Consider the following 12,982-nt stretch of genomic DNA (forward strand, 5'->3'; position numbering starts at 1 on the left):
TTTATATGCGGAGGTGATAGGCGATGAGCAAGTTTCATTTGAATCGCTTTGGTCTAGTAAATTTTTGGTATCACGGTGACACGATTTTTGAGTTTAGCAACGGACGCCTTTTTGTCCGCGGTGCTAACGGTTCTGGGAAATCAGTATCCACTACCATGGCAGTGCCGTTTTTGCTCGATGGCGATAAGCGCCCCTCGCGTCTTGACCCATTCGGGTCGCAGGATCGGCGGATGATTGATCTTTTGCTCGGCAATAAGCATGTTTCCAAGCGAGAGGAAGGCACGGGATATTTATACATGGAGTATCGTAAAGGCAATACGTTTATTACCGTTGGCATTGGCCTGAATGGGAAACGGCGGGAGAGCGATAACACCATGCGAACTTGGTATTTCATTCTCCGTAACAAGCGCATTGGGCGCGGCATTCAGTTATATGACGAAAAAATTGTAAGCGGGGAGCCCAAAAAATTTCCTCTTACCAGGGGGGACTTAGCAGACCGCATTGGAAGTGATGGAGAAGTCACTGACAGCCAACAGCGTTATGTAGAACTCGTAAATCAAGAACTCTATCGGTTTAAAACCACGCAGGAGTTTAAAGAGCTGATTGGTGTGTTGCTTCAGCTTCGTAGTCCCAAGCTCTCTAATGCTGTGAAAGCGAGCGAAGTGTCCAACGTTCTCTCCGATGCTCTTCCAGAATTGTCGCAATATGAATTGGCACCGCTTTCTTCGTCGCTGCAGAGCATGGATAACCTGCAAGAAAAGAAGGCCCGTCTTGGCAAGGAGCTTGGCTTCCTTACGATTTTGGTGGAAGCGTACGACGCATACAACCAACTCTCTCTATATGAGAAGGCGAAACATCTTGTATCCAGTGAGAAACGATTTTATGAATCTATGAAGCGTATTAAGGATTATGAAGCCGCTGAAGCCATAGCGTCCGCAGCCAAAACAGAACTGGAGCGGCAACAGGCGGAACAAATCAATATAAAAGAAACCATGCAAAAAAAGATTGCTTCCCGACAAGGCCATCCTATTTTTACACTCGAGCAAGAACTAAGCCAGGTAAGAAACTCCCTACGGGATTCAGAGGAGAAGCGGCAAGGGAAGGTCGAAGTTATTGAGAAGAATGAAAAACAGCAACGACAAGTGGAGGAACGTATCAAGCAGAGTGAGGAAAAGGGATATAAAGCAATTCAAAGCCGGGAGGATGCGCTTTCGGAGTTGGATTCGCTGGCAGACGAGACTTATTTCTCGGCCCATGGCGTCTTGCGTAAGCACTTTGAAACCTGCCTAGACAGTTTTTCGGACGCAGGATTTAAAAACTGGCAAGAAACCCTCTATGAGTACCACGGCAAGGTACAGAGGATCGCTGATCAACTCAGTTCGTTGCAATCTCGCATCGAACATGAGGATCGAATGCAGCGAAGTGTGTCAGCTGAAGAAGATCTCGTAAACCAGATAGAAGTTAAGCTTCGCAATTTAGAGAAAGTGATTTCCATCTGCTCAGCATCTGTTGAGCAGGCCATTGTTGAATGGGCGGAAAGTGCTCAACAATTTCAAATTCACCCTACAGAGCTTCTCGAAGCGAGGGAAATCTTGCAAGGAATCGGTGACCTTCTAGATGATGTATCCCCAGCTGCGGTTACGGACTGGCTGAGTTTTTTGTACGAAAATCGCTCTCATGCACTTCAAAAGCAGCATGCAGATCTTGCGGCTTCGATTCGTCTTCTCGAAAAGCAAATAGAGGAGTCCGAAAGAAAGGCCGAGGCTTTATCTGGGCAAACGGAAATAGAGCCAGCTCTTACCGCTTCGGAAGCAGCAGAAATGGAGCGTTTGCGTTCACATAACGTACGTGTTGCTTATTTTTATGAAACGGTTGAATTTTTGGAACACATAGAGCCGACGGTGAAAGAAGCGATCGAGGGAGCGATTACCCGCGCGGGACTTCTGACGGCACTTGTGGTACATGAGAATGATCGTTCCATGGTTGCCGCCTCGATGACCGTTGTGCAGAAAGGGTCGTACAAAGGAGAGAACTTACTGACTTATGTGCGTCCGACGCCAACGAACGGTCTCACTGTGGAGGATATTAACGCTTTACTTCAAACCATATCCATTGTTCCCCATGAGCAAGGGTACGTGTTGGAAACAGGGGAATTCTGCAGCGGCATGGTGGGGGGGCGGGCACCTCGATATGAAGATGCATACATAGGCAAATCGACGCGGGAAGAACTCCGTGCGCGTAAGCTGAAAGAGCTGCAAAGACTGCATGACGAACTTACGAACGAGAAAGATAATCTGGAATCCGAACAGTCTATCGTAGAAAAACAGCAGCGGCACCTTGTCATGGAACGGGAAGTATTCCCGTCCCTTGAAGAACTTAAGGAGTCTCTTGAACGCTATGAAACCAAGAAGCGGGAACGCGTCACGCAGATCTCTTTAGTAGAGCGGCTCCAAACTGATTTACGTGCCTACCGCAATGACACACAAATTGAGCGCAATGCTCTCCATTATGCTGCACAGCAGATGGAATTGCCGCTTACGCACGCCAGCTACCAACAGGCACTCAGCGACCTTACATTCTACAAAGATACACTCAATGAGCTTCGTGTGGTGCACAGCGCATGGCTTGATGCGAATCAATCGCTGTCAAACCTTGCGTCCGAGAAAGAGCGTTTGGTAGACGGTTATGAATACCTTACAGATGAGAAAACGGATTTGGAGAGGAATATTGCGAAGAACAAGTCTTATGAAGCAATGTATGTTAAGAGTATTCAGAATCTCGGCGATACTGACGTAAAACAGGAGATCGAGACAGCGAGAAATGCGATGCAGGCGGCAGAGAAGCTGTCAGACTCTTATCGTAAACAAATAAGCGAAGTCGAGATTAATATTCGTGAACTCGTACAAAATCAAGAGAAAGAGCAACCGCTAATGGAAGAACGTCTACGATTGCTCAATGCGTGGACGAAATTGTACCAAGAAGAGTTGTCTCTCGGTTTTGTGTGTGCTCCACAGAGCGCTGCTCAGGTCGTAAAGGTGCTGGAGGAATCATGCAGGCAACTTTCATCTGATGTAGTGTTTTCTGCTTTAAAAGATGCAGAAGGCCACGCGCAGCGAGAGCTTGTGGATTACAGTCTTAAGCAGTCGCGGCGCACAATAGCGTTTGAAATTGAGGCTAAAGACAAGGAGGATCCGTCCTGGCAGCTCCTTGCACAGCACTGCTCCCGGCAATTCCTAGTCTTTTTACAACAGCATGTGGAGAACACACCGCATGAAGTACGTTGCGATGTAGATGATCAACTAAAGCTTATTTCGCGGCATATTCAGGAAGAGGAGCAGAAGTTGTTTGAAAAGGTGCTCATTGACGTCGTCGGTACAGCGATTCATGAGAAAGTGCGGGCTGCGAAGCGTTGGGAACAAGATGCGAACGAGATGCTGCGGCGTGTAACGGGCACCATACAGATGCGACTCGAATGGATCCCTTTCACGAGCAGAGTGGAAGACCAAATTTCGACGACTGAGCTGTTATCGTACCTGTCCAAGGAATCCATATTTTTGACGCCATCTCAAAAGGAAAAAGTGCGTCTTCACTTTATGTCCAAAATCAATGAAGCCCGCAAAAAGTGCAAGGACGATGCGAGTTTCTCCATGTTCGAAGAAATGAAATCAGCGCTGGATTACCGCAAATGGTTTCGCTTCGATATGTTCATAACGCGAAGGGGCATTCCAGAAGAGCGCTTCACGAACAAGGTGTTCGGGGAGCTCAGCGGCGGGGAAAAGGCGATGAGTATCTATTCGCCGCTGTTTGCGGCGATAGCAGCCAAATATTCGTACGCCGCACCTGATGCGCCGCGTATCATTTCATTAGATGAGGCGTTTGCGGGTATTGACAGCGAAAACATTGCGCAGATGTTCCAGCTCGTGCATGACTTTGAGTTCGATTATATTATGAACTCTCAAGTGCTGTGGGGCTGTTATGGAACGGTAGATGAACTTTCCATTGCTCAAATTCTTCGCCCTGTAGACTCCCCTGTGCTCGCTGTTGCTCGTTACTATTGGGACGGTAAAGAAAAACATCTTTTATCACTAGAGCAAAGTATCGAGGAGCGTTCAGGCAATGCAGGATAATAGGCAACTTGTGAAGATTTTTCAGGGCAGCGGCGGCTTCGGCCGCCTTTTCGACTTATATCGTAAAAAGTTTGAAAGCTATGGTGCGTTCGGTAATGTTCAAATGAGGCCCACGCCAGAAGAGGAAAAAGCATTGCGCGGTTTTCTGGGAGTTCGCTATAAGGAATCTCGTTTCCCATCTGCCGATTTTGAAAAAGCGGTCATAGAAGCAGGATACTCGGCTACACTGCTTGAACTATTGGAGTTATATTATGCCTGTCAGCTCTCTACCAAACGCGAACAAAAAGAGTTTAGACTATCGGCTTGGGCGAATCTTTTTGTTCGAGTGGAACGAGATTTTATTACCCGATTCAATATAGCCGATACGGATCTTGAAAATTTTATTCAAAAGACATTTAACTGGTTGCAAAGATTGAAGGAAGGAGAAGCTAAAGGTTATAGAATTTTTAGAACGATTTTTGATAAAGACAAAAATGCCTATTCAGAATTGATAACCTGTCTGAGTGCTTTATGGTATTTACTTATGAGAAAAGACGAGATGTTTAAAGCGCGTGCAATTTCTACTGGAAAAATTAGATTGCCTATGTTTGCTGCTTATGTTACTGAGGATCCACATGCCTTTGATAAAACAAATGCATTAGGAAGATTATTATGGAGTGCCCTTAATGATATTAATAGCCAAAGTTCAAAACTAAACGAAAACGATAATAACGAGACGACAAACATGCCAGAGTATTTGTTTGAACGTCAAATTTACAGGAATTTCGATGTTCTGGACGATGATCTTAGCTCGATTTCACATATTTTTGTACCTCATTTAGTTAAGGGCACATCTCCTCGTACATTAAATTTGCGGGAAATTGAAGAGATGAAGCAGGTCCCAAAGTACTCGTCATTATATATTATCGAAAATCCATCTGTCATTTCTTATTTAGTTGATGAAACCGTTCATTTTCTTAATCTAAATAAGTTTTCATTAGAGCAGCTTCCATCAGATTTTCCAGTTTTACTTTGCACAATTGGACAGGCAAGAACTGCTTCTAAAGTATTCATAGAAAAATGTCTTGAAGCAAACCCAAGCTGCGTTATTTACTACTCTGGGGATATTGATGTTCCAGGTGTTCAAATGTTAAACAATATGAAAGAGCAGTTCTCAGCAGAGTTTTACGCTTGGCGTATGGAGACTTCTATTTATCGTAATTATGTTGCGCCCAAAAGTAAGCCTTTATCAGATACAGACTTAATAACCCTTCAAGGGTTAGAAGGTGGCTTAGTAAAAAAAATGATACAGATTAAAGCAAAAGTTTATCAGGAATCATTTGGAAAAGAATTGAGGAGTGATTGGATTAAAGAAGTATCTTCTGTGATTCCTAAAAATTAAGTTGATAAAGCATTAATTTAGATTAAAGGGATGGTACCAGATGTAAGCGTTCGGAGCTAAACTATCGAAAGGTCCTTTTTGCGCCTAATGATATTTACTTCATCAACCTTTCGAAAAATACGATATTTCATTTTTACGATAGTAGAGGACTTGACGTGGCAGCCAGCTCCAAGGAAGCGCTAAGAGACCTTTATCTAAAACGAAATGATTGGATATTGAAATACGATTGTAAGAGAATCGAATCTACTTTCATGGAAAATTAATTCAGTCTTGTCTGTACGATGAGGACGAAATGGGGGATATGATGGAAAGAAGACACTGCAAAGCCATTATTGAATGGGACAAGGATAAAGACACAAGCAAATTTCCATTAAACGAATGGCTTCGCGATATCGTCGTCATATTCGGGGAAGTCGTCGGCAAGGTCATTCATGGCGATGTGTGGACGGTCTTGGTTCGCGTTACAGAAGTGGTAGATGATTCGCATACCTATGCAGATGTGGCTTTTATCGTAGACGGGGCCCCGTGGCACTTGCTTGAACCAGGATTCAGCTTTAAATTATGGGCTGGGAGGGAGATTGCTGCCGTCACCATTTTATGATGCGATCTTGATCTGTTTTCCAATTCAACGGTCCCTTCGAAAAAGCCAATTAAATAACGCTATCAATCGTTCGGCCCTTCACGCTGTATCCCTCATAAGAACTTCCTAGGAACCATACGGCACAAACGGAAACCATTTGTTGACCGTTAATACCCCCGAAACGAATAGTTTCGGGGGTGAAGCCAATTATGGCTTCGTCTTTCGTAGGTTTGCATACCTTTTTAATCCTAGATAAGGTCCTTTTTACAGATGAACTATTGCACCGAAAATACAGTCTCCAGCTCAGGGATATATTCCTTGACCCTATTGTTGTCTTCCCACCGTCCTGTAACCCCAGCTGGGGCTTGACCTTCGGATACGACTAAGTACGGTTTGATGGTTACGGTACTCGGTACAGTCTTGAAGGGTTCAAAGCGAATATTATAAGATTTGCTAATGGGGTGAGCACCGATGGGCTTTAGTGGAACGCCATGTTCATCCACAATATCATACTGAAGAGCGATGATGCCCCCGTTAGCGCCCTTGTATTTCGAAGGGATAGAAGCTAGCATTTCTTCTATGCTCTGGCCTGGTTTGGTTTTGTACTCAATGGATACCTGCGTTGTGATTGGGGTAATTTCCAGCTTGCTGATCTGCAAGTTAATGTTATCGTGATGCTTGGTCTCCTCTGAAGTTAGAACGGTAGCAGGCGTTGATTTTGTAATAGGCAGAACGAATTGGAAAGGGGCATCGTAACCCTTTAACGTTACATTTACAGTCAAGTCAAACTGATCAGGGAACTGGACAGTCTGGTTCACACTAGTAGTGTTGGTAACCTGAACGATTAGGCTGGAAGCAGTCTCATCGTCCATGAATTCGGAATCCCAGCTCAGAGGTTGGCCTTTATAGAGGATCTCTAACGTATCCACCGCCCCTTTATTGGCATGGGAAAGCATCGAATTGGGCTCCGAAGCCAGACGATTTCCAGGAGTGGTTACGTTCATGAGAATTCGGGTTCCGTCAAATAACAACGTTGGAATATTCATAGTCACCTCGCCATGGGTCACGCTTTGGTTTACATTTGTGATGAAATCGTCGGCTTGTTGAAGACCGGGATCTAAGTTATTTTCGCCCCATAATGAATAGATTTGTCCTAGAACCGGAATTTGCTTGAGTGCATCAGCCATTGCAGGTGATACAAATCCGGAAGCAAAGAGGGTAACTCCAAGAAGTGCAGCGGCTGCAGTGGAAATCCACCATTTATTAATATTTATTGATAAATTTGTCTTTTTCTGAATGGGGGAAATGGAATTATCGGTTTCTCTGATGATTTGGTAAGTCTCATTCAGCTTGGAGCGGACAATATCAGATAACTGATCGGGAAGTAGGCTTTGGCAGTTCTTTAATTGTTCTTCTAACTGAGTGTTCACCATGTGGCAACTCCCTTTTCTTGATTGATTTGAGATAAATGTTTTAGCTTTTTGCGTGCGCGATGCAGCCGGGTCTTCACGGCTACCGTAGAAATATCGAGAATATCGGAAATTTGACTGATTGGCATGTCCTGTAGGTAATGAAGGATAATGACAATCCGTAGGTTCTCCTCAAGCTGTTGAACGGCATCCCATAATTCGATTTTCTCATAATCCTTGGAAGAGGATGGGACGTCGGGAAGCTCTCCGTAAGGGAGGGCTCTTGAATTGTTTTTGACCATTTTGTTGCATTCATTAATCAGAATCCGGAAGATCCACGTTTTGAAAAAAGCGGGCTCTCTGAGTGTATGGATGGACTTAAAGGCTTTAAGTATCGTCTCCTGCAGGGCATCTGCACAATCTTCGTCTTTGTTGACGATGGACCTTGCAGTTCTATATAAAGGTAACTCTACCTCTTGCATCAACTGCATGAACGCTTCAGGTTCTCCGGCTTTGGCTTTGACGACAATAGAATCTGTATGCAAGGGTTCACCTGCTTTCTTGACTAGAAGTAATAGAATGTTCGTAACGTTACGTATTTATTAGATCAGGTAGGTAGCTAGAAGGTTACATGAAAAAACAAGGGCCAGGCAAGCGAGCTTGCGTCCGAGCTAAAAGATCCACACAAGCATGTTGTGATGCGGAACGCTGATGGTGCAGGCGATCACTGCCATATGGGCGCAATGCGTCTACTTCATCAGACCATCTTCGACGGGCACTCAGAACGTTACAAGCCGCTTTGACCAAAAGGTACAGATCCTCTTGATTGTCGGAGGCTGTACCTTTTTCTTGCATACTGGATTGATTATGTGACGAAAGTGATGACCGCTGTCACTACTCGACTTGAGTCAAACAACGTAATATCAAAAGATAGGAATCTCTGTCCAACTCTGTAAAAGCCTTAGGAGGAGTAAAAGGATGTTATCACATAATAACCAAAGGCAGGTGGATTGCCGGATCTGGCAACTATGATATTGAGAACAGCTACGCTACAGGAAACGTGACCTTTAGGTTAAAGTTTCGACAAACATTCTTTATCACACAATTTGGAGGGAACTGTATGAATCGTCTACATGGCAAAGTTGCATTCGTATCGGGAGGGGGCCGCGGAATCGGCGCGGCGGCAGCGCTGGAGCTGGCCAGGCTTGGGGCTAAGGTTGCCGTAAATTATGTGCGCCAGGCGGAGTCGGCGCAAGCTGTCGTGGATCAGATCCGGCAAGCCGGGGGAGAGGCGGCGCTCGCCAAAGCGGACGTGCGCGATCCCGAACAAGTAAGGGAAGCACTGGATTCCATTCGGGCAGCATGGGGCGGCATCGACATTCTGGTGAACAATGCGCATATGTCTTTTGTTATGAAGCCGGTATTGGGGATGCAATGGGAAGAGTTAGCCCAGAAGTTGAACGACGAGATGAAGGCCGCTTTTACATTGACGCAAGCCGTGTTGCCTGCCATGATCGAACGGAAATACGGAAGAATGATTTACGTTTCCAGCAATGCGGCCGACACCCCGGTGCCTTATATGGCCGCACACGGCTCGGCCAAGGCGGCGCTTGAAGCGTTCGTCAAATATGTGGCGCTGGAGAGCGCGCCTTATGGGGTGACCGCCAACATCGTTTCACCCGGACTGGTCGAAACGGAAGCGTCAAGCGTAACCCCGGAAGCGGTCAAGCAGCAGATCGCGGCGATGACTCCGATGCAGCGGGTAGCTTTGCCGGATGACCTGTCGGGGGCGATCGCCTTTTTCGCCGGCGAGGAGAGCCGGTTCGTCACCGGCAGCTGCATGAAAGTGAATGGCGGCATCCAAATGGATTAATGCCTCCAGCGGACACGTGACCGACAAGGTGCGTTCCCGGGCTCGCAATCGCCTTTGTCTGGCTCAGTCAGCCGGACAAGGGCGATTTTTACATTTATTTTGCTTTCTCCGTATCGGCGACAAAAGTGCGGCGAATCGTTATTTTGGGAAAACGGACTTCGCATATTGCCGAAGAAACATCGGAAACGGATTTGGGTCGAGGCGCCGTCTGGCGCAAGACGGGCGGCCATCCGCTCGCGCTGTCGCGGAAGAGGTAGCTTGGACTTATACGCGCCCATTCCCCGAAACATAACCATTAACGGTGTAGCCGCCTTGAAGGAGCAGTAAAGGAATACCGGAATATGTCGTTTTACGATATGGTACTTTGTATGGACCAGCAACTTGGTATGACAAAGATGGGGCTACGGTTGAAAAAGTAAGGAATCGGGAGGTAAAGGCAACAGACGGCGTCTCTTCTTTTTGTCCATGTTCAAGATGCCGTGAATGCAGCTTTCCTGGCATTGGAGTGGTCAACAGGAACTTATAACATCGTTGATGATGAACCTGTTAAAGGTACAGAGTGGCTGCCCGTGTATGCAGACGCCTTACATGCACCTAGTCCGGAAATTCAATCCGGTTCGAGTCCGTGGGAGAGAGGCACTTCGAACAGCAAAACGGGAAAGAAGCAACAACTTCATAGGAACCTTACGGCACAAACGGAAACCCTTTGTCCACCGTAAATACCCCCGAAATGAATACGGTTTCGGGGGTTCTTATTCCACATTAATTTTTCGCCATACAGAATTTCCTAGGCCAAAGCTTGTTCAACTTCCTTGATTAATCCGTTTGCATCAATTTCATCAGGGTATTGGATTTCTTTACCGTTAATGAATACGGTCGGCACCATCTTCACACGACGTTTAATGGCTTCTGCAATAATGCTTAAACTTAAGTCGATGTTATCGGGTTGCTCCTGTAACCCATACGCTTCGGTTAACATTGTTTTAATCGAATGGCTGTCGGATTCGCTCCACTGGTTTTGTTTGGCGAATAAATCCTTCATCAGCTCGTATACCCGCTCCGGATCCCTATAGTCTAAAAAGGCGTTCGCCAGTGTGCCGTACAAAAGCATTTCGCGCGGTTTGTCATAGTGTTTAACCACATATTGAACTTGTCCGTTCTCGATATAAGAAGGCAATGTTTCATCGGCAGCTTGAAAGAATGTTGCGCAATACGGGCACGCCAAATTCAAGAACACTTCCACTTTTACAGGCGCATCTTCCTTGCCATAGCTTAAAAATGCATTTTCGATCACTCGTGTCATGTTCAATCCCCTTTGCTTGATGTTACCTGGAATGATGGACTCGTAGTCATGGCTAATTTTTGCTGGCTTGCCATGATTATATCATCATTCTGTTGTGTACCCGTCTTCCGGTTTATAATGTTTAAGGAGCCGATGCGTCGGCTGCGAGACGATTTCGACCGAGTCCAATTATTTATAGAGAGGTTTTCGATATGACGAATCATTTCTGGCGCGATTTGCCACGCCCTTTTTTTATACTGGCGCCCATGGAAGATGTGACGGATGTTGTGTTTCGTCATGTCGTGAGCGAAGCAGCCAGACCGGATGTGTTTTTTACGGAGTTTGCGAATACGGAGAGCTATTGTCACCCGGAGGGGAACCATGCCGTCCGTGGGCGTTTGACTTTTACGGAGGATGAACAGCCCATTGTGGCTCATATCTGGGGAGACAAGCCCGAATACTTCCGTCAAATGAGCATCGGTATGGCGAAAGAGGGATTCAAAGGCATTGATATCAATATGGGTTGTCCTGTCGCGAATGTGGCGGAGAACGGTAAGGGAAGCGGCCTGATCTGCCGTCCTGAGATCGCGTCGGATATCATCCAAGCGGCTAAAGCCGGGGGACTGCCCGTCAGCGTAAAAACGAGGCTCGGTTTCAGCGAAGTCGACGAGTGGCGCGGCTGGTTAACCCATATTTTGAAGCAAGACATCGTCAATCTGTCCATCCATCTGCGCACGAGAGAGGAAATGAGCAAAGTAGATGCGCACTGGGAACTGATTCCGGAGATTAAGAAGCTTCGCGATGAAGTGGCACCGGATACGCTACTGACCATTAACGGGGATATCCCTGACCGCCAGACCGGCCTTAAGCTCGCTGAACAATACGGCGTGGACGGCATTATGATTGGGCGCGGTATTTTTCATAATCCGTTTGCTTTTGAGAAGGAACCGAAAACGCACAGCAGTGAGGAATTGCTGGATTTGCTGCGGCTGCATCTGGATCTCCATGATCAATATTCAGGACTGGCACCCCGTTCGTTCAGTTCACTTGTCCGTTTTTTCAAAATATATGTCCGCGGATTTCGGGGAGCAAGCGAATTAAGAAATAACTTAATGAACGCAAAGTCAACAAGTGAAGTGCGCGCACTGCTTGGCGAGTTTGAAAGCAAGGTGCATGATGAGAACAAGGAACGTGGGGACTAGGATCGAAGATTGGAGAGGGGGGAGGCCACATATCCTGGAGCAAATTAAAGCAGCAACTGGAGGGCTTTCTCAGTCCCGCGTTAAATCATAGAGTAGAATACCGCGCACAGGGTTACCGTTATTTACCCGATAAACCGGGCGTTTGTTATATTATGGTAGATAAAAAGAATATACTCAATATGAATGATAAAACGAACGCGATCAGATGGTATCAATCGGAGCTGGAGATTAAGAATGACCCGGATATTCAAATTCCGATCAGCAATGAAGACATAGAAGCGATTAGAAAACATATTAAGGGGACAGTGCCCGAAGATCGTTTAATCGTCATGGCCAGAAGCAGAAAAAGGACAGCGCATGCCAAAGCGCTTTTGTCAGCACAGGATTCTTTAAGTAAATCGAATTTTATCGTCGTGGCTAATAAGTATTTATCGACTTCCATAGAGGAAAGCATAGAGAGCGATGATATGGTATTGAATATTCTAGCGCTGGTGGACAGGCGAGTCGGGAAAAAGCGGGTTCTGAAAATGGCTGGGCAGATGAAATTCAAGCATCCGATCGTGCAGTATTTTTATGAGCTGAGGCGTCGTGCATGATGAAGGATGATACAAGCGATTGATCATGGATGGGCAAGAAGTCACCTTTGATTGGATTTTTTAATCATGAGCCGAAAAGAACGCTCTGGAATTTCACGAGGTTATTAATGACAGCCTCCCCTGTGTTATTATGTGTTATCGAGTGACAATGGAGGGATCATGATGATCCTCAAAAAAATGGATCCACAAGCCACGAGTACGATAAAATCCATCCTTCAAAAACTCAACATAAATAACCCTCGTGTATGGATTGACCTTGAAAAGCAAACTGTGGAAGCTCAAGAAGACGACTATTCCGTTGATGATCTTTTGGAAGCGGCAGGCACTTTAACTCCTGAACGAGGGAAAGAGCTTCTTAAAGAAGTGAGCCAATCGCGTGAGGAATGGAATGCATGAGTAGAGGGTATCTCCTGGACACGAATATTGCGATTGCGTTAGATGATGGGATATAAAGGTATGACGATTATGTGGAGTAACGCGTTACGGGGGGCGTCCTCGATGGCTACTTCCAAATTATTTGTATGAAGGGAGC

The 12,982-nt window shown here is 45.9% G+C and carries 10 protein-coding genes and 1 pseudogene; 8 read left to right on the plus strand and 3 right to left on the minus strand.

Features of this window, described 5'->3' with window-relative positions:
* Window positions 1-23: 23 nt before the first annotated feature.
* The 4 genes and pseudogenes from ACFSR7_RS35250 (at window position 24) to ACFSR7_RS35265 (ending at window position 6,109) form a co-directional block, all read left to right on the plus strand.
* Window positions 24-4,127: a TIGR02680 family protein gene (locus tag ACFSR7_RS35250; RefSeq protein ID WP_378169316.1), complete on the plus strand. Its 4,104-nt coding sequence runs from the start codon at window positions 24-26 to the stop codon at window positions 4,125-4,127.
* Window positions 4,117-5,508: a TIGR02679 domain-containing protein gene (locus ACFSR7_RS35255; RefSeq protein ID WP_378169317.1), complete on the plus strand. Its 1,392-nt coding sequence runs from the start codon at window positions 4,117-4,119 to the stop codon at window positions 5,506-5,508. The genes ACFSR7_RS35250 and ACFSR7_RS35255 overlap by 11 nt, the downstream gene beginning before the upstream one ends.
* Window positions 5,509-5,576: 68 nt before the next feature.
* Window positions 5,577-5,771: pseudogene (locus ACFSR7_RS35260) on the plus strand (DUF3885 domain-containing protein); the annotation flags it as partial.
* 38 nt (window positions 5,772-5,809) lie between these two features.
* A complete protein-coding gene (locus ACFSR7_RS35265) occupies window positions 5,810-6,109 on the plus strand; it encodes a hypothetical protein (RefSeq protein WP_378123921.1) in 300 nt (99 codons plus the stop codon).
* A 254-nt stretch (window positions 6,110-6,363) separates the two neighbouring features.
* Here the strand turns inward: ACFSR7_RS35265 and ACFSR7_RS35270 are convergent, their stop codons facing one another.
* Entirely contained in the window at window positions 6,364-7,521 is a 1,158-nt protein-coding gene (locus ACFSR7_RS35270; protein WP_378169318.1) for a DUF4179 domain-containing protein, read from the minus strand.
* Complete coding sequence (locus ACFSR7_RS35275; protein WP_378169319.1) at window positions 7,515-8,042, minus strand: RNA polymerase sigma factor; 528 nt, start codon at window positions 8,040-8,042, stop codon at window positions 7,515-7,517. Before ACFSR7_RS35275 ends, ACFSR7_RS35270 begins: the two co-directional genes overlap by 7 nt.
* Window positions 8,043-8,617: 575 nt before the next feature.
* Here ACFSR7_RS35275 and ACFSR7_RS35280 point away from each other — a divergent pair.
* Window positions 8,618-9,370 (plus strand): SDR family oxidoreductase, encoded by a 753-nt coding sequence (locus ACFSR7_RS35280; protein ID WP_378169320.1) that lies wholly within the window; start codon window positions 8,618-8,620, stop codon window positions 9,368-9,370.
* A 787-nt stretch (window positions 9,371-10,157) separates the two neighbouring features.
* Here ACFSR7_RS35280 and ACFSR7_RS35285 read toward each other — a convergent pair.
* The gene (locus tag ACFSR7_RS35285) at window positions 10,158-10,673 is read right to left on the minus strand and encodes a thioredoxin domain-containing protein (protein WP_378169321.1); all 516 of its coding nucleotides are present in this window, start codon (window positions 10,671-10,673) and stop codon (window positions 10,158-10,160) included.
* A gap of 191 nt (window positions 10,674-10,864) precedes the next feature.
* On the opposite strand from ACFSR7_RS35285, the gene ACFSR7_RS35290 reads away from it, so the two are divergent.
* From ACFSR7_RS35290 to ACFSR7_RS35300, 3 genes are all read left to right on the plus strand, one after another.
* On the plus strand, window positions 10,865-11,854 hold the full coding sequence (locus ACFSR7_RS35290) for a tRNA dihydrouridine synthase (RefSeq protein ID WP_378169323.1): 990 nt from the start codon (window positions 10,865-10,867) through the stop codon (window positions 11,852-11,854).
* A gap of 29 nt (window positions 11,855-11,883) precedes the next feature.
* Window positions 11,884-12,450 carry an SF0329 family protein gene (locus ACFSR7_RS35295; protein ID WP_378169442.1) on the plus strand — a complete coding sequence of 189 codons (567 nt, stop codon included), beginning with the start codon at window positions 11,884-11,886 and terminating at the stop codon, window positions 12,448-12,450.
* Between the two features lie 162 nt (window positions 12,451-12,612).
* Window positions 12,613-12,846 (plus strand): hypothetical protein, encoded by a 234-nt coding sequence (locus ACFSR7_RS35300; protein WP_378169324.1) that lies wholly within the window; start codon window positions 12,613-12,615, stop codon window positions 12,844-12,846.
* Window positions 12,847-12,982 lie beyond the last annotated feature (136 nt).

Source organism: Cohnella sp. GCM10020058 (assembly GCF_042683485.1).
Classification (GTDB): Bacteria; Bacillota; Bacilli; order Paenibacillales; family Paenibacillaceae; genus Cohnella.

Excerpts from the sequence above, each read along its gene's own strand:
- ACFSR7_RS35250 (WP_378169316.1), top strand. The coding sequence starts at position 24 with ATGAGCAAGTTTCATTTGAATCGCTTTGGTCTAGTAAATTTTTGGTAT.
- ACFSR7_RS35255 (WP_378169317.1), top strand. The coding sequence starts at position 4,117 with ATGCAGGATAATAGGCAACTTGTGAAGATTTTTCAGGGCAGCGGCGGC.
- ACFSR7_RS35265 (WP_378123921.1), top strand. The coding sequence starts at position 5,810 with ATGATGGAAAGAAGACACTGCAAAGCCATTATTGAATGGGACAAGGAT.
- ACFSR7_RS35270 (WP_378169318.1), bottom strand. The coding sequence starts at position 7,521 with ATGGTGAACACTCAGTTAGAAGAACAATTAAAGAACTGCCAAAGCCTA.
- ACFSR7_RS35280 (WP_378169320.1), top strand. The coding sequence starts at position 8,618 with ATGAATCGTCTACATGGCAAAGTTGCATTCGTATCGGGAGGGGGCCGC.
- ACFSR7_RS35285 (WP_378169321.1), bottom strand. The coding sequence starts at position 10,673 with ATGACACGAGTGATCGAAAATGCATTTTTAAGCTATGGCAAGGAAGAT.
- ACFSR7_RS35290 (WP_378169323.1), top strand. The coding sequence starts at position 10,865 with ATGACGAATCATTTCTGGCGCGATTTGCCACGCCCTTTTTTTATACTG.
- ACFSR7_RS35300 (WP_378169324.1), top strand. The coding sequence starts at position 12,613 with ATGATCCTCAAAAAAATGGATCCACAAGCCACGAGTACGATAAAATCC.